The organism is Bradyrhizobium sp. AZCC 1578 (genome assembly GCF_036924675.1).
GTDB lineage: Bacteria > Pseudomonadota > Alphaproteobacteria > Rhizobiales > Xanthobacteraceae > Bradyrhizobium.
Genome location: NZ_JAZHRZ010000001.1, coordinates 5560978 through 5582746 on the forward strand (window position 1 = coordinate 5560978; position 21769 = coordinate 5582746).

General features: G+C 58.4%; 23 protein-coding genes. 10 read left to right on the plus strand and 13 right to left on the minus strand.

Annotated features, from left to right (window positions below; genetic code table 11):
- Positions 1-69 precede the first annotated feature (69 nt).
- Positions 70-543: a hypothetical protein gene (locus V1290_RS26680; RefSeq protein ID WP_334367126.1), complete on the minus strand. Its 474-nt coding sequence runs from the start codon at positions 541-543 to the stop codon at positions 70-72.
- Between the two features lie 727 nt (positions 544-1270).
- Between V1290_RS26680 and V1290_RS26685 the strand changes: the two genes are divergently transcribed.
- The 3 genes from V1290_RS26685 to V1290_RS26695 all read left to right on the plus strand — a co-directional run bounded on the left by V1290_RS26685 (position 1271) and on the right by V1290_RS26695 (position 4500).
- Positions 1271-1522: a hypothetical protein gene (locus V1290_RS26685; protein WP_334367127.1), complete on the plus strand. Its 252-nt coding sequence runs from the start codon at positions 1271-1273 to the stop codon at positions 1520-1522.
- A 467-nt stretch (positions 1523-1989) separates the two neighbouring features.
- Positions 1990-2568, plus strand: coding sequence for a hypothetical protein (locus tag V1290_RS26690; RefSeq protein WP_334367128.1), 579 nt, complete (start codon positions 1990-1992; stop codon positions 2566-2568).
- Between the two features lie 315 nt (positions 2569-2883).
- Entirely contained in the window at positions 2884-4500 is a 1617-nt protein-coding gene (locus V1290_RS26695; protein ID WP_334367129.1) for a B12-binding domain-containing radical SAM protein, read from the plus strand.
- Here V1290_RS26695 and V1290_RS26700 read toward each other — a convergent pair.
- Positions 4480-5412, minus strand: coding sequence for a lipid A biosynthesis lauroyl acyltransferase (locus V1290_RS26700; protein WP_334367130.1), 933 nt, complete (start codon positions 5410-5412; stop codon positions 4480-4482). The genes V1290_RS26695 and V1290_RS26700 overlap by 21 nt on opposite strands.
- A 6-nt stretch (positions 5413-5418) precedes the next feature.
- Positions 5419-6153, minus strand: a complete 735-nt coding sequence (locus V1290_RS26705) for a phosphoribosylanthranilate isomerase (protein WP_334367131.1) — start codon at positions 6151-6153, stop codon at positions 5419-5421.
- A gap of 484 nt (positions 6154-6637) precedes the next feature.
- Between V1290_RS26705 and V1290_RS26710 the strand changes: the two genes are divergently transcribed.
- Positions 6638-6919, plus strand: coding sequence for an AbrB/MazE/SpoVT family DNA-binding domain-containing protein (locus V1290_RS26710; protein ID WP_334367132.1), 282 nt, complete (start codon positions 6638-6640; stop codon positions 6917-6919).
- Positions 6920-7240: 321 nt separating this feature from the next.
- Here V1290_RS26710 and V1290_RS26715 read toward each other — a convergent pair whose 3' ends face one another.
- Positions 7241-7426, minus strand: a complete 186-nt coding sequence (locus tag V1290_RS26715; protein WP_334367133.1) for a hypothetical protein — start codon at positions 7424-7426, stop codon at positions 7241-7243.
- A gap of 223 nt (positions 7427-7649) precedes the next feature.
- Here V1290_RS26715 and V1290_RS26720 point away from each other — a divergent pair, with 223 nt between their 5' ends.
- Positions 7650-8543 carry a dienelactone hydrolase family protein gene (locus tag V1290_RS26720; protein ID WP_334367134.1) on the plus strand — a complete coding sequence of 298 codons (894 nt, stop codon included), beginning with the start codon at positions 7650-7652 and terminating at the stop codon, positions 8541-8543.
- A gap of 329 nt (positions 8544-8872) precedes the next feature.
- Here the strand turns inward: V1290_RS26720 and V1290_RS26725 are convergent, their stop codons facing one another.
- Positions 8873-9082, minus strand: a complete 210-nt coding sequence (locus V1290_RS26725) for a hypothetical protein (RefSeq protein WP_334367135.1) — start codon at positions 9080-9082, stop codon at positions 8873-8875.
- A gap of 241 nt (positions 9083-9323) precedes the next feature.
- The gene (locus V1290_RS26730) at positions 9324-9461 is read right to left on the minus strand and encodes a hypothetical protein (protein ID WP_334367136.1); all 138 of its coding nucleotides are present in this window, start codon (positions 9459-9461) and stop codon (positions 9324-9326) included.
- A gap of 553 nt (positions 9462-10014) precedes the next feature.
- Here V1290_RS26730 and V1290_RS26735 point away from each other — a divergent pair.
- Both V1290_RS26735 and V1290_RS26740 read left to right on the plus strand, forming a co-directional pair.
- Complete coding sequence (locus V1290_RS26735) at positions 10015-10242, plus strand: hypothetical protein (protein WP_275186651.1); 228 nt, start codon at positions 10015-10017, stop codon at positions 10240-10242.
- An 87-nt stretch (positions 10243-10329) separates the two neighbouring features.
- Complete coding sequence (locus tag V1290_RS26740; RefSeq protein ID WP_334367137.1) at positions 10330-10821, plus strand: NUDIX domain-containing protein; 492 nt, start codon at positions 10330-10332, stop codon at positions 10819-10821.
- 319 nt (positions 10822-11140) lie between these two features.
- Here V1290_RS26740 and V1290_RS26745 read toward each other — a convergent pair whose 3' ends face one another.
- The 6 genes from V1290_RS26745 to V1290_RS26770 all read right to left on the minus strand — a co-directional run bounded on the left by V1290_RS26745 (position 11141) and on the right by V1290_RS26770 (position 16898).
- On the minus strand, positions 11141-11590 hold the full coding sequence (locus tag V1290_RS26745) for a hypothetical protein (RefSeq protein ID WP_334367138.1): 450 nt from the start codon (positions 11588-11590) through the stop codon (positions 11141-11143).
- Positions 11591-12197: 607 nt separating this feature from the next.
- Positions 12198-12377 carry a hypothetical protein gene (locus V1290_RS26750; RefSeq protein ID WP_334367139.1) on the minus strand — a complete coding sequence of 60 codons (180 nt, stop codon included), beginning with the start codon at positions 12375-12377 and terminating at the stop codon, positions 12198-12200.
- Between the two features lie 301 nt (positions 12378-12678).
- Entirely contained in the window at positions 12679-14112 is a 1434-nt protein-coding gene (locus tag V1290_RS26755) for an ATP-binding protein (RefSeq protein ID WP_334367140.1), read from the minus strand.
- Positions 14113-14617: 505 nt separating this feature from the next.
- Entirely contained in the window at positions 14618-15181 is a 564-nt protein-coding gene (locus V1290_RS36600) for a hypothetical protein (RefSeq protein ID WP_442895016.1), read from the minus strand.
- A 446-nt stretch (positions 15182-15627) separates the two neighbouring features.
- Positions 15628-15798 (minus strand): hypothetical protein, encoded by a 171-nt coding sequence (locus tag V1290_RS26765; protein ID WP_334367141.1) that lies wholly within the window; start codon positions 15796-15798, stop codon positions 15628-15630.
- A 437-nt stretch (positions 15799-16235) separates the two neighbouring features.
- Entirely contained in the window at positions 16236-16898 is a 663-nt protein-coding gene (locus tag V1290_RS26770; RefSeq protein WP_334367142.1) for an SOS response-associated peptidase, read from the minus strand.
- Between the two features lie 441 nt (positions 16899-17339).
- Here V1290_RS26770 and V1290_RS26775 point away from each other — a divergent pair, with 441 nt between their 5' ends.
- Positions 17340-17765 carry a hypothetical protein gene (locus V1290_RS26775; RefSeq protein WP_334367143.1) on the plus strand — a complete coding sequence of 142 codons (426 nt, stop codon included), beginning with the start codon at positions 17340-17342 and terminating at the stop codon, positions 17763-17765.
- Positions 17766-19038: 1273 nt separating this feature from the next.
- On the opposite strand, the gene V1290_RS26780 is transcribed toward V1290_RS26775, so the two are convergent.
- Positions 19039-19242, minus strand: a complete 204-nt coding sequence (locus tag V1290_RS26780) for a cold-shock protein (protein WP_334367144.1) — start codon at positions 19240-19242, stop codon at positions 19039-19041.
- Between the two features lie 787 nt (positions 19243-20029).
- Here V1290_RS26780 and V1290_RS26785 point away from each other — a divergent pair.
- Together V1290_RS26785 and V1290_RS26790 are read left to right on the plus strand one after the other, a co-directional pair.
- Positions 20030-20365, plus strand: a complete 336-nt coding sequence (locus tag V1290_RS26785) for a hypothetical protein (RefSeq protein ID WP_334367145.1) — start codon at positions 20030-20032, stop codon at positions 20363-20365.
- A 407-nt stretch (positions 20366-20772) separates the two neighbouring features.
- The gene (locus V1290_RS26790) at positions 20773-21561 is read left to right on the plus strand and encodes a GGDEF domain-containing protein (RefSeq protein ID WP_334367146.1); all 789 of its coding nucleotides are present in this window, start codon (positions 20773-20775) and stop codon (positions 21559-21561) included.
- Positions 21562-21769 lie beyond the last annotated feature (208 nt).

Here is a 21769-nt window from a genome sequence, read left to right on the forward strand (position 1 = left end):
AGGGGGTGGCGGAGCGGGCGAGGGGCGGCCGAAAAAATTTGAAGGCCGGTGGGTGCGTGTTGTTGCCAGTTAGGGAGTTAGCCCTGATTGGATTCCGGCAGCTGCGATCTCGAGCTCCTTAGCTTCGGCATTCATCCAAGCTCGCAACCGGCCAACGTCCTGGTTTGCGTCGTAGTGTCGGAATCTAACGGCCCACCACAATCCCTTTCCGTGACCGATCGCGAATAGTTCATTGTAGAGCTTCGGATTTTTAGCTGCCCATGCAGGATCTATCTCGCGTAGGTCCTCCGCAAAATTCGCAATTTCGCGATCGATGCGTCTGAGCTCTTGATCGACTAACATTTGATCGTGGGGCGAAAATTCACTCATCGTTGCGGGCTTGCTCTGCAAGTACTCCGCAAAAATGCGCTCCATTGCAGCGATACGAATCATCCGCGCGCCTATTTGAGCAGCACTGACTTTGCGCTTTTCCCTCGTCTCTAGATCGCCCCTTTTGATCATGAAAATTGCGAGATCTTTTATCGCTGTGGCTATTTCACCCAAGCTCAATTCTGCGGCCCGCAGAACGGTTGGTATCGGAGATAGGAGAGATAGGACCAAGAAAATCGATGTCCGCCGACTAAGAGTTGTAATCATAGCGTGCTCCGATTTTAGCGAGAGTATTTGCGTTGCCGCGCTTGTTTGCAAGTAACCCCGTAGCATCATCCTAAAAACAGTCGGCGTGCGGGTAACTGTCCTCGGTCTTGGCGATGATCTTGGTGAGCGGCTGGTGCGTCCCATCGAGGTCGTGGGGCCGAGCGTTTGAGCGCGCGCCTCTTGCCCAACATTCTCGGATACACGCATCGTGAAATAAGGGTTTGCTTCCTTCCACTTCTTCGGTCTGACCACGGGCACTGCACGGCCCCGCCGGCCCGAGGCGCTGTCCCTGGTCCATCAATCCACGCCGTCCCCGCGCAAAGCGCGTCTATCCGCGAGTCTGACTGGCATGTTGCCGGAGACGGGTGTGCCCGCGCGCTTGTGGTGCGACCCGGTACCGGAGAAGCGCCGCCTGAGCGAGCGCGTTTACTCGGCCATGTCGTCGCGGATCGTTTCGATTTGGGGATTCTGCTGCCCCGGGCTCGTGGCATAGCTTCGCCGTCACCGGCAAAGCCATGTCCTGGCAACACGGACGGAGTCGTTGCTTCGGGGCATAGACGGATTGACGAAACCTCGGTGTGTCAATCACTCCAAAGAGTGGTTTCAGTCTCGCGGACCGTTGGCTAGGGCAGTCGTGGCCGAGATGAAGGAAGCGGGCGTGCTCATCTTCGCCGCGGGAGTAGATGAAGATCTGAGCAAGGCTTTCAGTGCTAATAACATCAGCGGCGAACTGCAGTTTAGCGAAGGTCGGTATTCCAACGCCCCGGAGTATCTCGGTGGCTTCACGGTCGTTGATGTCTCCGAGCAAGAGTCGGCGAAGTTTTGGGCCGGCAAGCTCGCAATTGCTTGTGGTTGGCCGCAAGAGGTCCGGCCACTCCATGTGTGACGGCTGCAGGATGTGAGTCCGAACCTACGCTGAGGTCGATGGCTGAACGTCTCGCGTCGTTCATGATGACTGGCTTGGGTCACAAGCGGCGGTGGAGGCCAGCATAGACCGACGTCCGGTCTGCCTCTGTCGGCCGACATGACAACGGCTTAAGCGCTGTTCTGCTTGAGGCCCAGGCCGTGTGAGAACCCGAGGAGACTATTCGGAGGCCGGCGGAACTCAATGGCAACGCCAGCAACGGGAGCAGCCGTGCCCAACCATAAATGGGCGTCTGGTCGTTATTGGACCGCTGCCCTTGACCGAGACTGCTTTGGCTCTACGCTCTCGTCTGCGCGATCTCGCAATGCTGAAACTTGCGAGCAGACCTGGGATGCGATTGCCCAGCGGATTGGCAAGTCCCGCTTCGCTCCCGATCGATGAATCAACAGGTCAAGCGCGTTCGCGCTGAATAGGAGGTCGGCTTTGGATTGACAGGAGGGAACTATGACGTATCGCATCGTCGTCGTCGACTAAGCCCCGATCGCCTTCACCACCTCAAGGCTCGCCTTGAGGAAAAGTTTCCAGACAAGACGGAGGTCGTCGCTCTACAAACCTCCCGCAACGGGAGCAATGTCGAGACTAAGAAGCTAAAAGAGTTGAAGGAAGCCGCAGGAAAGCGGTTTTGGGGGTGGGGGCGCCCGCACCGGATTGATCTCCTAATCGGGCATATCGGCGGAAACCCCTCAGGCTACGACTGCCTGAAAAGCTTCAAGGAATCCAATCCTGCGGGCAAAGCGATCCTCTACACGAAAATGGAGACGCTACCATTAGATCAGTTTAGGGGACTAAGACTTGCTAATGAGGTTGTTAGACGAGCGGAAGATGAAAGGCGAGTCTTCAAGAACGATGCAGAGATGCTGGATGTTGTGGATCGAGTCCGTGGCGAACAGCCGATTGTGCTCCCGACCAACCCGTTTAAGGCCCCACCTGTGATTGCCGCGATGATTGGCTTTGGCAGTTCGGTGGTTGGCCTGGTCGCCGCGGTCGCAAAATTACTCCTCGGATGATCGTTTCTAGGATTGAATGTCGGAAACGGGTCATGAGCGCCGTTTGGGCGGCCAGGCCGTCACTTCCGGTCTACCCCGAACAGCAGACGTTGTGACCGGCTGTTGGCAGGTCTCTGAAGTGGCCACACGCGGACGTATACAGCTTCCCGCGGAAACGGTGCCTACCTATGCCTCCTGTTGGAACTCCGCCCTCCAGCATCGCCGCATCTGACAATCGCCCCCAGACTCTCAATGGCTGTATCGACGAGCGAATCGAGCTCTTGAGCCCCGACAAACTGCGTGGCATTGTGCCCTCAACGCCCGGGCCGGAGCAGCATGACGACCCCCTGCCGCGTCTTGATGATCTATCCGAAGTTCGTTCCGAGCTCGTTTTGGAACTATACGGAAGCCTGCGAACTCGTCGGCGCGAAGTATCCGGCGGCGCCACTCGGACTGATCACCGTCGCCGCCATGTTGCCGAAGCATTGGGACATCCGTCTCATCAACCGTAACACCGAGGCTTTGACGGACGCGGACCTCGACTGGGCCGATCTCGTAATGATCGGCGGCATGCTCAACCAGCAGCCCGATGCCATTTACCTGATCGATCTCGCCCACCTGCACGGCAAGCCAGTATGTGTCGGTGGGCCTGACATCTCCTCCAGCCCGCATCTTTACGCGGACGCGGACTTCCAGGTGCTCGGCGAGGCCGAGCAAATCATCGAGCACTTCATCGCCGCCTGGGAAAGCGGCGAGCGCAAGGGCGTGTTTGTCGCCGAGAAATTCGAGACGGACGTCACGCTAAGCCCGATGCCCCGCTACGATCTGATCAAGTTCGATCATTATCTGTTCATTGGCGTGCAATATTCGCGTGGCTGCCCGTTCACCTGTGAGTTCTGTGATATTATCGAGCTGTATGGTCGCGTGCCGCGCACCAAGACTAACGATCAGATTCTCGCTGAGCTGCAAGCGCTCTACGATCACGGATATCGTGGGCATGTCGATTTCGTCGACGACAATTTCATCGGCAACAAGAAAAACCTCCGCACCCTACTGCCGCGGCTCAAAGCCTGGCTGGAAGAGCACGACTATCCGTTTGAGTTCTCGACCGAAGCCTCGATCAACATCGCGGACGACAGCGAGCTGTTGCAGTCAATGAAGGAAGCGAACTTCTTCGGAATTTTCGTCGGCATCGAGAGCCCGGATCCAGAGACGCTCGTGCAGATGAAGAAAAAGCAGAACACCAGGCGCAACATTGCCGAGTGCATCCATAAGATTTATGGATACGGCATGTTCATCACCGCGGGCTTCATCGTCGGGTTCGATACCGAGAAAGCCTCGATGGGACAGGCAATGATCGACTTCATCGAGGAGGCGAACATTCCGGTCTGCATGGTTGGACTGCTTTATGCGCTGCCTGGCACACAGCTGACGCGCCGGTTAGCCAAGGAAGGCCGCCTGCACAAAGGCCACGATCTTATGAACGTCGAGCAGGCGGGCGACCAATGCACGCTCGGCTGCAACTTCGACACCAAGCGTCCGCTTCGTGATGTCCTTAGCGATTATAAGGCCGTGCTCGGGCACGTGTTCAGTCCGACAGCATATGCAGGACGGCTGTCACGGCTCGCCGTCATGCTCGACCGATCCGACCGGCGCCGCGACCTGCCGGATGGCGACGTGCGCAAAAGACTTGGCGGCATCGACAGCGTACACGAGATCATGCGGGCCGTGCCGGAGGTTCGCGAGCCCTTCTGGAAGACCTTCGTCGAGGTCGCAAAGACCAACCCAGGCGCTCTCCGTTACATCGTGATGCTGATGGCGCTGTACATGCACCTCGGGCCGTTCTCGAAGCGCGTGATCGGTGAGATTGACCGCCGCATTGCCGAGCTGGACGGTATGCCTCCGGTGAGGGCCACGGGGGTTAGGCAGGCGCTACCGCCAGCGACGGTGTAGCCACAGCCACTGATCGGGATATTCCCGGATCCAGCCCTCGATCACCGACGTGACCGCCTGCATCGTTCCCTGAATGTCGATTTGCCCGGCGGCGTCGCGGACCGGCTTCACATCTTCGGACAATTCGGCACGAAAGCGGTGTCCGGGCAGGCGGATGATGCGTACGCCATGAACCGGGCACTCGATCTGCCGCAGCAGCCGGGCCAGCGTCGGATTGGCCCTGGTCTTGCGGCCAAAGAAAGTAACCTCGACGCCGTTGGCAAGATACTGGTCGACCAGCATCCCGACATGCTGACCATTCTTCAGGGCCTCCGCAAGTTTTAGGGGTGCGTCACGACCAGCCGGAATCAGTGTGCCCATCTTTACGGCGCGCATATCCTGGATGATGCGATCGGCCGACGCGATGTTGGGCCGGCGATACAGGATCGCGGCGTCCAGCCCGTGCGCAACGGCAGCCAGCGCGGGAAGTTCCCAGTTGGCGAGGTGGCCTGCAAAGATCAGCGCCGGTTTGCCGTCGAGCCGCAGCTGCGTAAACAATTCGTATGAGCGCTTCTCGATTTCGATCCGGCTATCCTCGGGCCGTGCGGGATCGTACTCCCAGATGTGATCAAGATGCGCGAATTCGGCGCCGACTCGACCGAGATTATCCCAGACGCCTGCGAGAATGGCCTCGATCTCTGCAGGCGGCTTCTCCGGAAATGCGGCGGTCAGATTGGCGCGACCGATCTTTTGCTCCCGCATCATGGGCCCGACTGAGCGGGCGATCTGGCCGAACAGGTTGGCAGTCTTGATCGGATCGAAATAGCGGGCGGTACGCAAGATTCCGATCGTCAACGCACCCACCGCGCCTTGTCCCAGGGGCTTAGTCACGTCACGAAGTCGAGCCCGGGTGCGAAGCGGCAGACGTTGCATCAGAAACTAACGATAATCTTGCAGAACACTTGTCGGGTTTCCACGTGATGCAGCGCGCATGGTCATACCACCGATGCGCGATACGATCAAAGACACCAAACGAGCTGCGCGGGGATCGAGTTCGTTCGGAGCAAATGTCCGTTCCGGGTCATCTGCGTCATCTTGGCGATGTCCGACGCCGGCCGGCCGGACAATGCTGATCGCCTGTGCGACATTGTTGGGACCAAGCCCTCCGGCGAGGATCACGGGGGTGCCGACCGCTTCGACGATGCGTCGGCTGATGCTCCAGTCGTGCGGAAGGCCGAGCGCGCCGATCTGCTTGTCCGAGGGGCGGTGGCTGTCAAGCAGAAGATAGTCCGCAACGCCCTCATAGCTCCGAGCGATGCGGACGCTTTCCTCCCCGTAGACTGGCACGCTCCGCATGATTAATCTGCCCGGCAGCACAGCTTTGATTGTAGCCAACTGATCCGCAGCGAGCAGCTCAGGCGCTGTGCCAAGGTGAACGATCGCCGGCTGAAGCGCGCGCGCCCATTCGATGATCAAGTCCACTCGCGCCGTGAGAAACAGCGCTGAAAACCTCGCCGGCGCCGCTATCGCAGCCGCAATTTCCGCCGCCTGGGAGAGCGGCTGCTCGCGCGGAAACTCGCCGTCGCCGACCAGAATCCCGACGTGGTCGATACCGATCTCCGAAACGCCCCGCGCTTCGTCCGGGCTGGAAATCTCATAGATCTGGGTCAGCATGGAGAAAATCCCCAATTGTGCCGAACGCAACGCTGAATTTTGGGCGGGTTTGCGGGCCGCCGCGGCCTATTCAAGGTTGTCAACGGTCGAACCGCGCCCAGCGCCGGGGCGGGCCTGCCGCTTTCTCGTCCAAGCCTGGCCGGCGCGGCCTTGCGCGCGGGTGGACGTCTTGACCGGTTCGATCGCCGCCTGGATCTGAGGCGTTCAACTGAACCGAAGGAGATCTAGAGCCACGTCGGCGAAGAACAATCGGCTCGCAGTCGCCGACAGCCACGCTGCCTGCCTCGTCAGACCGAATTCGCCAGCTCAATTTCCGCCTTCACCGGAGTATGTGGATACGTATTGCCGACTTTGGCTTCGTAGCAATCGGTCAAATCAAGCATCATCAGGCACGCCACGGGCCGCGGGTTCCCGAATAGGTGGGCCTTTGCCATCCGGCTCAAGCACGAATATCTTAGCTCTTGTCTTACCGGGTGAAGCCGCCATGTCCACCAGACAGAAACTGACCACCACCGTCTCGACCAAGGGCCAGGTGATATTGCCCAAGGCGATCCGGGAACAGCGGCACTGGCCAGCGGGAACGGAACTGATGGTGGAGGATACGCCCGAGGGCGTGTTGTTGAAGGCGAAGCCTGTCTTTGCGCCCACCCGACCAAAAGACGTGTTCGGCTCCCTACCCTATAAGGGGCCAGCAACGTCGATTGCGGATATGGAGCCAGGGATCGCCGCCGAGGCGAAACGGCGGCATTCTCGCAATCGATACTAATCTCATCGTCTGCTGTCTGGTGGGGGACGATACCGCGCCGGTCTTTCGCGCCAAATGCACGCGAGCCACAAGCCGGCGCTTTGGCCTTTTCGCAGGATGAGCGCTAGTCTCGTCTGGCTTGCGCACGACCGGTGGTTCGTCGGCGCGGTCCTCTTCGTCTTCCTTAGGATCTCGGGGCGGCATCGAGTTGCCCACGAGCACGAAGGGACTCCAGTCGATCAAGCTGGTGGAAATCTCCTCGGGGATGTGTGGGGTCATGCTGTTGCTCCTCGGGTATTTCACCCTTCTGATCCGTTTTGGCTAACACACGCTTTCGGAGGTTCACCCGTGCACCGTCTCTCCTAGAAGGCCCTGACCGGCCGGTCGCTGGATATCGCCGACGTCTCGGGCGATGGCCCGCGACGTCGGCGATACCGAGAGCGCCCCGGTGTCGTTCACGAGCGCGGTGGCCGATGCAACAAGCACCAGCAGCGCCGCAGCGGTCAGGGCGAGGAATGCGTTTTTCATCCACTGTCAACAGGCTGCAGGGTAGCGAGCGCTTCGCGCCGATCTAATCCAGGAGTAGGGCCGCAACCAAACGCAAGGTCGCGTGGCCTGCCGTTCCTGGCGAGGTGGCAGGCTGGCGCGCCGTGCCGATTAACCGCGACGCCGAATCCTCTCGGCCCGGAGTATCCTCAACCCTCGATCAGCCTTACACTCACGCCTTTATTTTCCGCGGGACACGTAAGAAATGAAACGGATTTTCCCGATGCTGATACTGACGTTAATCACCACGGCAGCGTCAGCCGAAATGGTCGAGGTACCTTGGAAGGGTGACTACGCGCACAACTATGATGCAGTCTACACTCCAGACAACAAGCACCGCTCAGGCTTGTCAAAGAACTTTCTCAATGGTGCACCGGACGAAGGGAGCAAGGTGCAGAAGGACGGTGTGCTCAGTGCCGAAATCATCAAGCCTAAAGGCAGCACCGGTCCGGTGCCGTTCATCATCTTGATGCACGGCTGCACCGGCTTGTCCAAGGCGGTCGCCATTTGGGCCAAGGAAAAGGCCAAGGTTTTTCTCGACAATGGCATTGGCGTGGTGATCCTCGACAGCTTCAAGCCACGCAACGTTAAACGGACTTGCGGCGAAGCCAATTACCACTGGGGCTGGCGGCGAGCCGAAGACGCCTACTCGGTGCTCGACTATCTGATCGAGAACAAGCTTGCTGTCCCCAGCGAAGTCTACGTGATGGGTCGGAGCAATGGCGGTACCGCAGTGATGATGGTCAGCCATTCGCACTACTCATCCAATCACCGCAACACTTTCGCCGTTGTCTTTGCCGTCTCGCCGGGTTGTGCTGGTCTGACCAAGGTAAAGTTCTCGACGCAGCTCATCATTTTTACGGGCGACAAGGACAACGCTAACGATCCGAAAGTTTGCCAAGAAATTGTTAGCGACAAGGTTCAACTCGTGCTGTTCAAAGGCGTTCACCACGGGTTCGAAGACAAGGGACAGGCCTATGTCATGAGCAATGGATGGCGAATGGAGTACAACGCCAACGCCGACAAAGAGACCATTAATCGATCACTCGCCGTGATCAAATCGAAGGAAGCCTTTAGGCCCGGCGTGGAGGTACGTTGATGGACGCTAGGGTCGGTCTGAATGCTCGGCTTGCAGCCAGGTAGTCGCTAGGACCCGGGCAGACCCCTGCTCAGATTGGTTTCCGCTGAAGGGGTCAGGCCATGTGCGAAGCCTGCAAAGAACTCGACGCCAAGATTGAGCACTACGAGGCCCCAACCGGCGTAGAGCGGCACGTTTCGGCCGCTTACTCGGACTTGAGGATCCGCCCCTTGCCTCCGCACTTTTTGCAGCGGGGCCTGGGTAGATCCTGCGGCCGGGCTCCCGCTCATAGGCCGGCGCAGAGCCAGTGCCGTTGCAGGCATCGCACCGGATTTCGGGGCCTGCCGGTTTCATGCCTCGCCGGCCCCGAGGAAGGCTGAGTCGGGCAGCGTGGTGCGCGGCAGCGGCCGTTCGATCATCTTTGACGCCGTGGAAGGACTGACGGCCCTTGCATCATACCGACCGGCCAGGTCCAGCAGGCGCTGCTTGGTGAAACGATCTGCCTTCTCGGCCAGATCGCGGACGCGCTGCGCCTGCTGCCGGTAGAACTCCCGATCCATGATTCACCCCACAACGACATCGCCTGCCGCACAATTCACGACGCCGACGCCGGCCAAGTCAAGAGCCCGACCACATCGTTCGGCGTCAGCGTGCCCCAAGCAACTTTCGCGACCCGCTTGTGTCCGCCCCAGTCACGGCACTAAGCTGCGGCAGCAGGGGAATTCCAAATGACGGCGCTCCACCCGATCCGGAAGGCGTGCCCGGCGTGCGGCAGGCCGATGGCCGCCGTGCCCGACGTGGTCAGATAAACAGATTGGCAAAAGCCAAAGCAACAAGCCCGGCGAGGCCGACGTACACAAAGCGGAAAACCCGACGATCCTCCGCTGCGTGACGTTCCGAGAGTTGCCCAGTCATGAAGTCGGTGAAAGGGTCTGACACGGCTGTCCTCCGTGCGGGAAAGCTGCATCGAATCTGAGTTGCGATTCTCGGTCAAGCAAGCACTGGTGTGATATTCATGTCGTCGTAACGGGAGGTAGAGCTGACATAATCGAGGAGGTGTCCAATGAGGACGCGGGCAAACATCTCGATGGGCTGAAGCATGGCGCGACGTTCGCCTTCAACACCGAGTACTTCGCACATGAGCAGGACGCGGAGGGCCTTACCGCCACTCTGTGAGATTGGTTAAGCGCGATCCAGCGGGCGTCGCGTTCGAATATGAGGTATTGAAGTAAGCGCATCGGCCGCCATGCTGGTCGATGGGTTCTGCTTGATAGGCATTATGGGCCGTCCCTCACAAGATTACGTTGCGACGATGCTGACGAGCTCTTCTCTCTGTCGTGGACCCGACAGAACGATCAATTTTCGTACGGCCTTTTTTGAATTCGAGGGCATTCATCGAGGGTTCAGGGCGACCTGAAATATTAGCAATTGGTGAATGTCTCAAAGGCCCCCTTACCTTTGTAAGCAGGCCATGCAGGCAAGGAGATGGCGCATGTTGCTCGATAGTAAGAAAGCGGACGAAATGCAGGCTGCAGTTGATGCGGTTTTCGCCCGGCTTCCCAAGATTTTCAAAACTAAAGAAACGAGGAATGAGATCGCCAAGAACGTGGTACGCAGCGAGGGCGAGTACCACGAGGCGGCCCGAAGATGTGTACTGGGAATGTTCGCGAGCGTCGACCGGGCAATTGAGAACAGAGAGAAACTGGCTAACTTAAAATAGTCGGCGGAGGAGTCCTATTCCGATTTTCCCCACCGCACTTGGCGGTAGCTGAACATTGAGCGCGACAATGTGCTAGACCTCAGGGTCATGCCTGATCGCGTCTCGTCGAAAATACAAAGCGCAGGTCTCTTACTATTCCGAAGGGTCGGGGGCGTCCAAGTCCTATTGGGACACCCGGGTGGCCCGTTTTGGAGTCGTAAGGATCAGGGTGCATGGACTATTCCGAAAGGCCTGATTGGGTCTAGCGAATCCCCGCTTTCGGCCGCACAGCGTGAGTTCGCCGAAGAGACCGGCTATCGTCCGGGCGGCGAAGCCATTCCGCTTGGCAGTGTCAAGCAACCGGGCGGCAAGGTCGTCCACGTGTGGGCAATTGAAGAGGACTGGGACCCAGCCGATCTTCAGAGCAACACGTTCGAGATGGAATGGCCTCCGCGGTCTGGGCGACGGCTATCATTTCCTGAGATCGATCGCGCGTCCTGGTTTGGCATTGCCGAGGCGCGACTTAAGATGCTGAAAGGCCAAGCAGCGTTCCTGGACCGTCTGTTGGAAACACTGGGTCGGGCTGAAGTCAGCAAATAGGCCTCGGGGCCACTGGCCGACTTCTTCCATAACAACTGGTGAAGGATCGCGATCGGTAGGTCAGCCGAACGTGAACGCAAACGCTTCGGCGCCCGGGCCGATGAACTCGATTTCGAACGTTGGTCGGCGCCGGGCTTCGTCTGTCTTATCAGCTGGTAGAGGCGCTGTTCGGTCACTGCGCCGTAGCCTTGCTCACCAACGTCCAGTCCGTAGTGGCGGCGACGTAGCCGTGAATGGAAGCCGGCGCAGTTCGGGCCGCGGCTTGGACTTTTGGCAAAGCGCATAATCCGCTTACCACTGCTTGCTTAGCCGCCAAACTTCACTTCTTTGGAGAAATTTTGGAAAGTTGAACTCCCCGGAGGCGAAGATGAGAACAACTGGATCGCAGAATGCTGCCAGGCATCTGAAGTCTGGGGCTCCGACCTTGCTCGTCGCCGTTCTTCTGTTCGGTTTTGCGTTCATCGCACTGGAAGTGACCGAAGGAGAGCCTATCGCGTTCGACCGTTGGTTGATGGTCGCCTTTCGCCATGCGTCCGACTTGTCGCGGCCAATAGGGCCGCCATGGTTGCTTGACGGTGTGTGAGACATCACCGCACTGGGCAGTACCGCGGTACTTGCACTGCTGGTCACGGTTGTGACCACATTCCTTTTTGCCATAGGCAAACGTCGCGCCGGTTTGTTCGTCCTGACGACGGTTCTGAGCGGCGCCATTCTCAATACTCTTCTCAAGCTTGCCTTTGCGCGAGCGCGTCCCGATCTCGTCGCTCAACTCACCCAGGTTTCTACGCTGAGCTTTCCGAGCGCTCGACTCAATTTGTTGCCAAGCCCCCTCGATAAGGTCGTCTTGCGCGTCTGCAGGACCGACGGAAGATACTGACGCAATCGCAAAAAGGCAGAGGAGACTAACCCGACTTAGCATGTTCCGATCCTGGTCTACCGCAGATACAGTGCGTGGTTCCGGTAAATCAGATCAACGTAATCTGCCAATCTTATCGGAGCGTGAACCGGGCGGAAAATGTCTGCTCCGGGCCGCAAAGCGGCCGTTCGCGTAATGGGCGGTGATGCAATGCTATAGGCTCTGTCTGCGACCACCCGCAACGGGCAGGTGATCGTCTGTCGGCGCAGTACGGCGGCGGAAGTGGCACCTGTATGGCGTATGATACTAACTCGGGCGGGCGCGCAACGAGAATTCACGCGCGCTCGCTGCGAGGCTATACCGTAGTCAATCCGCGCGCAGCGTTACCAACAGTAAATCGCTCGACAAATTCGGCCACGCGGTCGCGTCAGGAATGGTGCAGCGCGTGGCTCGATCTATTTGCGTACGAAAGGATTGTGAAAATTGCGACAGACCGTAGCCCGGCCCGTCGCACTGTGGGTTAAGCGCGCGTTGATAGAGACACACCAAGCTTTGCAGCCATGACGCTGGTGGCACCGGGAGTTCGCTTCAACGCTTTTGCGATCTTGGCGACGCCTGACTTGGATTTTGCCATCGTCTTCATTGTTCGAACATCGTCTTTTGTCCACGCGCGGCGAACTACTTTCTTAGATTTTGCCATTCTTACTCCGAATCGTATTGGGTAGTGCCGGGTTTCTATCATGACTGTCTGCGTTGACGGCCAAGAACACCTTCCATTGCGAGAATGTGAATGCGACCTCCGTTACGTGAAAAACGAGATATGTAATATAAATTTCTGTTATTGGTCGGAGAAAGCGGGCACGTACCTCTCTTTTCGGCTATCCGGATTATCGTGTGGAATGACGCCATGGGCGTGCGAACGTTTGGAGGCCGTCAGTCAGCAAAACGCCGCTCGACATTTTATATAGCCGGCAAGATCCGGGCCCGGTTATTATGACGGCTCAAGGGCCCGAAGGACCATTCCATCCATATGCGGGCGCTTTGACAAGCTCATCTGTGCCGATCAACTGAACGCTCGCATCCGTGGCCGCCAATTTGCGGAGGCCATCGGTGAAGCCCTTGCGGGAGAAATATACGGTGTTTTGCGTCCTTCCTTCCGTGGCGAACTTCGATTTGGATACATTTTCGAGCAGATCCCGATGTATCGATTCGCCTAAAAGGGCGTTCTCCCACTTGCATTCGCCGAAGAGTCTCGACTGATCCAGGAGGCTACCGGCGATATCGATGTCGAAGTCGGGTCCCCAGATCTTGCCTATCTCCGACGCCGGCGCGCCGAAACGCTCCTGCGCGTGCAAACGGATGTGGTTGCGACAAACCTGCTCGAATGCCCAGCCCATGTAGTCCGCGAGATGAGGTTGGATCTGTTGTTCGTAGACTTGTCCTCCGAATCCGAGAGAGATCGGGGACGCGTTCGGCAGAATGAACCTGTAATAGAACCGGAACAGCGGATCGCTTACATAGTACCTATTGTCCCGTGAATTTTCATCGGCGTCGAGCGAGCGTATCCGCTCGACGATCCTCATCCGGATCAGAGGTTCGAGATAGGGTGTTACCTGCGCCGTGTCCTTGATGCCGGGCACGCGAGTGACGATTTGGCCAAGCTTCGTTCCGCCGCGGGCGATAGCGGCTACGATCGACGCATACCGGCGAGGTTCCTTGAGTTCCGATTGCAGCAGGAATTCGGGCTCTTCGAACAAGGCGCCAGTCTTCGCCAACAGCAGCCGCTCGATGTTCTCCTGAAGAGGAGCGTGGGGGTCGCACATCTGCAGGTAGTGTGGGATGCCGCCGAACGTCGCGTACGCCGCGATCTGCTCGGCCGCAGAGTAGTCGGGGAGGAATTCGGCGGCTTCCCGCAGGCTCATCGGCTCCAATGAGAGCGAAAACGTCCGCCTTCCGTGGAGAGGATTGCGCTCCGAAAGCAGGCTCTCCATGTGCGCGATCAATGAACCGCACAGCACGACCTTCAGGTTGCCCCGTTCCGCTGCCTTGCTGTCCCAAAACTTCTGGATGACCGAGGTAAGCGAATCCCTGCCATCCAACAGATATGGAAATTCGTCGATGATGACGACAAGCCCGCGGTGAGTCTCGGCAGCGCGTGCGAGATAGTGCAACACGCCTGCCCAGTCGCCGATGCCGTCGAGCAGGGGGGCGGCCCCGATGATTCTTGCGATTTCCGACTTGAAGGCTGAGAGATTTAGGGATTCATCGACCTTCGTCGCTTGGAAATAGACGAACTTGCCGTGGTGTTCTGCGGCGTGCTGTAGGAGCGTCGATTTGCCGACTCGGCGGCGGCCATAGACGATGCCCAGCGAGGCCCGTGAGGTACGAAATTCCCGGTCCAAATCCACCAATTCTTGTTCGCGACCGACAAACATAGACCGCTCCATCAATATAATATGGATTATTATAATCCTGATTATATAGTCAAGCGACGAGTCTAAACCTAAGAATTCCACACAAAAATCCGGATGGCCGGATAATAGACTAAGCGAAATCCGCAGGAAAATCAGCTCCTTACGTTCTGAGATGCTGAGCGCGGAGGCGACGATCCGCCAGTCAGGTCAACCGAGAGGAGGACTGCTCTGAGGCCTCAACGCAGTTGATGGCCATGCACCGTCATGCTTGGTCTTATCAGCGAGCGGAACAGGCTCGGAGGAGGCTCCTCAACGTCGATGAGCGACTGAAGATGGAGTATCGCGCTTTCAGTAGGAAGCCCTCGAAAGGGGCGCTCGGCCGCCGTGAGCGATGACCGCGTCCAGACCCTGCGTAGGCAGATCGTCGAACTCGGCTCGGTTGCCAGCCACCTAAGTCAATCCGGCCTGGACAGCGTGAGGGTGCAGCTGCTGCTCTCGCGTAAGCGGGCGGAGTTGGACGACTTCATTAACGGAAGCCAGCGATGTCAGGACCACTCAAGTGGTGCGACCACAACACGGATAACCCGCCTTGGATAAGAGCCCTGGCGAAGTTCGGATAAGCCGGGAAGAATGGTGCCACGCTCACGTCCAGGCCATCATTGTCGTGATCGATCAGTATGCGGAAGCGGCGCTGGGCCGGGATTACTTTCTCAACAAGCCCTATAGCATTAGTGGTAGAAGGATCGCGTCCCTTGATTGTTGGGAATTCGCAGTAATTAACTAAAATGCCCGTCGTCGCCCTCCGGCCGCGGCGGGCATTCTGTGAGTTGCGTAGTTGGTGAAGCGAACCCAGACGAGCTTCCTGGCACGGACGGTCGAAGGCGCGAAGCCTTCGGAAATGCCGCGATTCATTCGACTGCAGCTTGCATGTCTCCGGACGAAGGTGCCCGTTGGCGACCGCTGGCTTCACGAAATCAAGTACGATGGCTACCGCCTGCAGATCCATCTGAACAAGGGCAGGGTGACGATCTACACCCGCAACGGTCTCGATTGCGCGACCTCTCGCTGATAATTTCAGTCCGAGTCCCATGGTCGGCTCGACGAGAGGGAGCGCGGCCCCCGGCGTTGATCCCACGGTTCGCGCCTGGCCGCCTTGTTCATGAGGTCACCTTGGAATGGCAGCAATGGTGCAGAAGCTAGTGATCGTATTGGTCGTGGTGGCTTTGATTATCATGGGCGTGCTTGCCTACGCCCAAAAAAATGAGGGGTGCTTGCACGGGCGCTCGCTCCAAACCTTCAAGCCCTGCGGATCAGTTAGCGTTGACATGTAGCGCTGGCCCGCGACGCTTGCGGCCAAGCTCGTGCGATTTGAATGCATGCTGTGGTGCACGTGAATTTTGGTCGAGAGAGAAAGCGAGAGCAGTCCCACGGGCAGCTTCGGGACGGCTCAAGTCAGAGAACTATAGTCCGTATCCCGGGGGAAGACTGAACCAAAGCTACAGGTTTCTTTTCTTGAAGGTGTTGCTACAGCTCTGACTAATTCACATCGTCGTTTTTGGCGCTGGGCAACCGCAGCTCTGCAGCGCGCTCCTTACGTAGCTTCTTGCGAAACTCATTTTCCTTGCGCTCAAAGGCGGCAAGCTCCTTCTGTGCCGCTTCAAGAAAGCGCTCGCGTGGTGTTGGCTCCAAACGGTCGGCATTGGTCATTACGCACCCCTGAGGTTTGACCGCCCAGCAGCTCTTTATGCAGCTAATGGAATTGGCGGAAGGTCCCTTACCCTAGAGGGACGTAGTGCGACGATTTTGTGAAGGTGATGGAAAAGGCCGCGATTGGGCGGCTATTTCTTCACCGGCAGGATCACGGGAACGTGCGGCGTGGTACTCACCGCAAGCATGAGCATCACCTCATCAGCGCATCTCTCCATTAGTCGGAGAGCATTGAAATTCGGTTCATAGGACTTGTTTAGCCGCGCGTCTGTCCTGAACCAGACTTTGGAAGAGAGATGCGCGCTCGAACGGACGGAATCGAACCGCCCACCTCGGGAGGCCCGGCGGCGGCGCGGCCATTTCAAGTTCTGACACCCAGCGGAGTTCACAAGGGTGCTCGCCCCTGTCCACCAATCAGCGGCGAGCGGTAGCGTATTTCATGCAGCAACCTTGTCTTCCTTGTCCGCTCCTCGCAGCACGATCTTCAACGCGTCATCTGGCAGCGGCCGCTGCAGCGCCTTGGCCTCATCCCACGGCGCACGCATCCAAACGTCGCGTTCCTCGTCCGTCTGCAAGATGACCGGCATGGCCTTCGGATGGATCGGGTCGACGACGGCATTGGGCGACGTGGTAAGAAAGCCGTAGACATTGTGCGGTCCAGGAACGGGCTTCGACTTGGTCCCGCGATCACCCTTGAACTCCGTCCAGATGCCCGCGAAGCAGGTCAGCGGCCGATCATCATTGATGGCGAACCAGACGACGTCCTTTTTCTTGGTCTCCGGGTTCGGCTCAGGCGCATACTCCGCGAAGCTGTTGAATGGCACTAGGCAACGATTTTCCGGCTCCAGCCAACCGCGCCAATGCGGCGAGGACGTATTGCGGATGTTGGTCACCGGCGGCCCGCCAGTGCGCGGCGGTGGCGGCATGCCCCAGCGCATCAGGACCAACTCGCGTTCGGTGCCCGCATTGCGAATGACGGGCGCGGGATAATCGGGAAACACGCCTGGCATGGGGGGCAGGTTGCCGACGTAACGGTTCATCACGCGGAAGAGCGCGCGCATCGCTTCTTGGTTCGTCGTGATGCTGTAGAGATTGCACATTTCTGGAGAGCTGCTGCGATAGATGTTTCCCACTAGTCTCGATCAGTATGCAGGTCTCTCAGCTTGCGCATGTAGTAGCCCTGCGTCTGAAGCGCTGACCTAATCTCCTCGCTAACTTTGACAACCCGATTCTTGCTCTTGCGCCATTTTCCCGGCGGCGCAATAGGCGGTATCGGAAATCCCTTCTTCACAACGAGCAGATCACGTCTGGTGTTCAAATACACATCCATATGATGTCTCCCAAAACGACTGAGCTTATCGCTTGAAGGCAGAGAACGGGTTACCGAAACGCAACACCGCGCCATTGTTGTGTACCTTCCTAATTTACCGCTGGCGGGGAGCGCAGCGAAGCGCTTGACCAAGTTAAAGCGGCACGGGCCCGATAAACAGCTAGGTCTCGTGGATTGCTCAGGGGCTTCGGTGACGCTGTAATTGAAAGCCATGAGCACGAAGAACCGTGAAGTTATCTGGGGCGGCCGGATCATGGGCGCGGATATGCGCGCCCGGACAGCCCGCCAAAACGCTAAGAAGGCCGCCCGTGCCGCTGATCGTGCCGAGGCAGAAGCATGGTCGGTGCGCATGGAAGGCTATGGCGGCCCGGCCCAGCCGTCTCCAACAATTGGCCAATGCCTGAACGGCGGTTACGGCTGGCTGGAGATCGAATGCTGCCGATGCAAGACAAGGGCGAGCCTGCCGCTTGATGCAATCCGCAGGGCGCGTGATACGCCGATCTGGAAGCTAGAGCCGTCCTTCCGATGTCGGTCTTGCGGCACGCGCCGCTACAAGCCGCCTGTGCGCATGATCAAGTTGACCGAGCAACGCGAGATCACTCCGTACAAGTGGGTTCATCCTGATGAGGAGCGATGAGACGAGTGCAGGGAGGAGCGGACCTTGGGCATCAGTGCTTTGCATATCCGCTAATGACTCGCCTGACGGACCTCGAACGAGAGTTTATTGCCAAGCGCCTTGCGGAAGAACAGTCAGCCATCGAAACGCTCTCTGCGACGATGCCGGCAACCCCATCCAAGAACCCACACGCAGCCTAACAGTAAGCCTTAAAAGCGGCCCGGCGCACGACAGGTTTCCGGACGACATGCGCCGAGCCAACCACTACGGTCACCCACCGGAATGGCTTGTTCAGCGTGTGTGTGATTCTTGGCAAAATTGGGCGCCATGCAGAAACCCGGCGGGTTGAGATCGGCGGGTTTCCGTACTCTCGCGGTGGGCTTGGGGCTTTCCGCGATTAAGCCATGCGTGGTAAGCCGTGATTAACAATTTATTGGAATTGCAGTTTCACAGGCCGTGCAGCTGGTCGCCGGTGTCATAGCCCTGTGGCACGGGACCTGCAGTGTATGAAGCGCTGGGGATAGTGTCCCAGCTTAGGAATAAGCGCCGCCGGGCATGCCATTTTGATCTCGGCGGCGTGTCTTTTTGGGAACTTGCACTCTCAGGAAAACTTAGTAATTGCCGCCGAATGGCCGTCTGCTTACTCCGACATAACAGCGGGATTGCCGGCCTAGCCGGAATTCTCTGGCGCCGTTTTGGCTCGCTTGGGGGTTGAGTGGCCATGCACTTCAGCCGCGTTGCTCCCGGGACAAAGGAGCTCGAGACATGGAGCGCGAGCGAGCGCGGCTTCTCATTTGTAATCAGTAACGAGAGTAGCAGTGGTCCTGGACTCCACGGGAAGCCTGGCTTTGTAGCCTCTTGGCGCCCCATCAATATCAACCAGCCTGCTATCAAGGTGGGCGGATCACCCTTTAAAACGTTCGCCGAAGCTGAGAAGGCCTGCGAGGCCATGTTGGAGCACCTGACCAGATAGCTTCGGCTTTGGCGCACCCCGGTGCTGCTTGGATAAGCGAGTCAAAAGAGGGCACCGGCCTATACATCAGTATCATTGAAGGGCCGGGCATGATCGGTTTTATGGTGCCGCAAGGGTCCTTGACGGGCCACCGGGCCTTAAGGGCTCGCGCGCTTGTCATCCACCTCGTTTGCTTACCCCTGCCGACTTCACCGGCAGGGGTTTGCGTTTGTGGTCCCTGCATCCAAATCCACGTAGAAGCCCGCTGGTGACCCATGTTTAGCCGACGTCGTGGGTCCGTGGGGATAATCGCCATGCCGGCGTGAGCCAGCTGACTTGAATTCACCCGACTCTTAGATTTTCCGCGGACGTTTTGCCCCGGTTGCTCATTTCTTCATAGCTCACCTTGGCACCTTCATTGAGGCTGCTCAGGCCGGCTCTCTCAACAGCTGAAATATGCACGAAAACATCCTTGCCGCCGCTGTCGGGCTGGATAAATCCATATCCCTTCGTTGCGTTGAACCACTTTACCGTACCTGTCGCCACTGTCCTCTCCCTTTTGAACCAGTGGGCGACAGCTTAGGTCTCCTGGGCAGTACACCGCAAGAGAAACCCGCCAGCGTGAATCGGCGGGCTTTGTTGTCTACGCGCTCAGATCCCTGCCGCGGCCGGACCAGCGTCAACAGGAGGAGTGGAGCTAGGGGCATGGAGTATCGAGGCTTCGAGATTAAGTAGTCCAGGGCATCGACAGAAAGTGGAAATGGTCTGTCCGGCTTCAGGAGAGGCGCCGGCATGAGGAGGCGCGCGTCCGGGATCACGCCATCACCGCGGCGAAGACGGCAATTGATCGCGCCCTTGAACCCAAGAAGGTGCGACTGCAGCCGCGGTAACGCTTGCAGGTTCCGGTCCTATCGGGAGACGAGGCTTTTCGCGAGTAGCCCAAGACAGTATACTACTTCCATTGCACTTTGTTTGTTGTGGTGGGGCCTATCATGTTGGACGACGAATTTAAGAAACAGCGCGCCCAAACTGTACGTGATCTTGCAGAGAAGGCCGACCCATTCATCAAGAGGCGACTCTTGATCTCGCAGCGAGATATGAAGACAACGGCCGGCTCTCTCATATCACCAAGACGCCAAACGACCTGCAGTTCGTTAGCCAGAGCAGCGACGGTTCGAAACGTTAAGCCGGAATGTCGGGCGGGCCGCGGCGCCCCTGCCCGCTTGTAGGGCTGGGTTGAAGGCGACTGGAACATGAGCGCAGCCGACAAACTTCACCAGTTTGCAGAAATGTTGGCGGTGCGTCTAGAGGCCGCTCGCAAGCTGATTCCACCGTGGTCGAACCTTCACAGACCAATCCAATTGCCACAAAGAACACTCCCGTCGACGGTTCCGCGGTAAAGCTTGAACCTGCCGTGGCTACACCTAGCCCTGAGGTTGAGCGCGAACACGAAGCGGCGACAACAAGTCAACCACTGTCCCCACTAGCCGGTATGGATTTAGACACGGCGATCCGCTTCCGCTGGGCGCTGCGCGATATCAAAGCCAAGCGAACCAAATTAACGCCACCTAATCCAGATGATCTAAAAACATTGATTGAAATGGGCCTCGTCGAAATGCGCGACGACGTGCCCGTGCTTACCAACGAAGGTCATCGAGCGCTCGATTAGGACCCGGCCTTTGAGGCGGGGCCTGAAAGCGAAAACGGGGGCATAGACTGTGCACAGGGGTCCGGAAAGTTCATTGAGGTTGGTAGCGGCCGTGCGATGACGGAAGCAGCGCGCTGTCGGAAGTAAGTAACGGCGCTAAGTGAATCAAGGACCCTTCATTCACCGTGGCCGACGCTCTTCTCGCCGATCCTGAATTTGCTTCAGTGCTGAAAACGGTTTTGAAGGACGGCCATTCAGTGGTCTCGGCAACGAATGCAGCACGAATGACTCGCAAAAGGTGCGGCGATATCAGCAATTTGAGCTTCGTCCTTAGGGCCCCATTAACGGCGTCTCCTGGACCAATGCTTGTCTTAACCTGCCGTGAAGGTGAGGAGGCTCATGCTGGTCGTTTTACGACGGCGGAGCCAATGGCTACCGATATCATTACGCACAGGGATGCGCTGCGCCACACCGCGACTCGCTCCGCCGTGAGCGTAGGCCTGACCGTCGTCTTGACGTTGTCCTTTTGCCTCTTGCAGTTCGGCTCCGATCCGGATGCGTTCGTGCGCGCCGGCTTCGTGACCACATCGTCGATCATGATCAGCATGACCATTTCGGGACTGCTGACCGCAGCCCTGAGCTACCGGTCCGCGCTGATGATGCGGGAGCTAACGCTGACGCGCGCCGAGCTGCAGCGAATTTCCGGCACCGATCAGTTGACCGGGCTGCTCAACCGACGGGGCTTTGACCAGGCCGCCGAAGCGGCCTTGGCCACGGCGCGCCATGCGAACCTGCCCACCACCGTGCTGATGTGCGACATCGACCGCTTCAAGGCGATCAACGACCAGTTCGGGCATGAGTTCGGAGACAAGGTGCTCATCGCGATCGCGGAGGTGTTGCGCTCCTTCGCCGAGCGAAAGCAGATGCTGGTGGCAAGACATGGCGGCGAGGAATTTGCCATTCTGATGACCGGCGTATCCAAGGAGCGCGCTGCCCAATACGCCGAAGAGCTGCGGCAGTCCTGCGCCGCCGAGTCGGTCGTCGGCGACGACGCGTCGGTCAGCGTGACGATCAGCATCGGCCTGGCCGCATGCTTGGGTGAAGCAGACCTAGCCAAGGTCATGCGCATGGCCGATCAGGCGCTCTATGCGGCCAAACGTCGAGGTCGCAATCGCGTGGTCCGGGCGGACGTCCTGGCGGACTCGATCGCGGCGTAGCCCGAGGGGCGTGCCGTCTCGGGTCGCGGTGTGGCTGCCGCATCTGACGGCGCATGACGTCGCCGAGATCGATGCTGAGATTAGGGCAGCGAAGCGTGACCAGCTTTTCGCGCTGCGATCCAATCGCATTCCAAACGATTTCCGGGGCAAGCTCCACCTTGAGTTAACGGTGGAGCGGAGCGTCCCTCACCCGCTAGTTGGGCTTTCC

Coding starts and splice junctions, on each gene's coding strand:
- V1290_RS26705 (WP_334367131.1), bottom strand. CDS start 6,153: ATGCTGACCCAGATCTATGAGATTTCCAGCCCGGACGAAGCGCGGGGC.
- V1290_RS26720 (WP_334367134.1), top strand. CDS start 7,650: ATGAAACGGATTTTCCCGATGCTGATACTGACGTTAATCACCACGGCA.
- V1290_RS26725 (WP_334367135.1), bottom strand. CDS start 9,082: ATGGATCGGGAGTTCTACCGGCAGCAGGCGCAGCGCGTCCGCGATCTG.
- V1290_RS26740 (WP_334367137.1), top strand. CDS start 10,330: ATGCCTGATCGCGTCTCGTCGAAAATACAAAGCGCAGGTCTCTTACTA.
- V1290_RS26700 (WP_334367130.1), bottom strand. CDS start 5,412: ATGCAACGTCTGCCGCTTCGCACCCGGGCTCGACTTCGTGACGTGACT.
- V1290_RS26790 (WP_334367146.1), top strand. CDS start 20,773: ATGGCTACCGATATCATTACGCACAGGGATGCGCTGCGCCACACCGCG.
- V1290_RS26710 (WP_334367132.1), top strand. CDS start 6,638: ATGTCCACCAGACAGAAACTGACCACCACCGTCTCGACCAAGGGCCAG.
- V1290_RS26775 (WP_334367143.1), top strand. CDS start 17,340: ATGAGCACGAAGAACCGTGAAGTTATCTGGGGCGGCCGGATCATGGGC.
- V1290_RS26695 (WP_334367129.1), top strand. CDS start 2,884: ATGACGACCCCCTGCCGCGTCTTGATGATCTATCCGAAGTTCGTTCCG.
- V1290_RS26755 (WP_334367140.1), bottom strand. CDS start 14,112: ATGTTTGTCGGTCGCGAACAAGAATTGGTGGATTTGGACCGGGAATTT.
- V1290_RS26750 (WP_334367139.1), bottom strand. CDS start 12,377: ATGGCAAAATCTAAGAAAGTAGTTCGCCGCGCGTGGACAAAAGACGAT.
- V1290_RS26770 (WP_334367142.1), bottom strand. CDS start 16,898: ATGTGCAATCTCTACAGCATCACGACGAACCAAGAAGCGATGCGCGCG.
- V1290_RS26715 (WP_334367133.1), bottom strand. CDS start 7,426: ATGAAAAACGCATTCCTCGCCCTGACCGCTGCGGCGCTGCTGGTGCTT.
- V1290_RS26765 (WP_334367141.1), bottom strand. CDS start 15,798: ATGACCAATGCCGACCGTTTGGAGCCAACACCACGCGAGCGCTTTCTT.
- V1290_RS26735 (WP_275186651.1), top strand. CDS start 10,015: ATGTTGCTCGATAGTAAGAAAGCGGACGAAATGCAGGCTGCAGTTGAT.
- V1290_RS36600 (WP_442895016.1), bottom strand. CDS start 15,181: ATGGGACTCGGACTGAAATTATCAGCGAGAGGTCGCGCAATCGAGACC.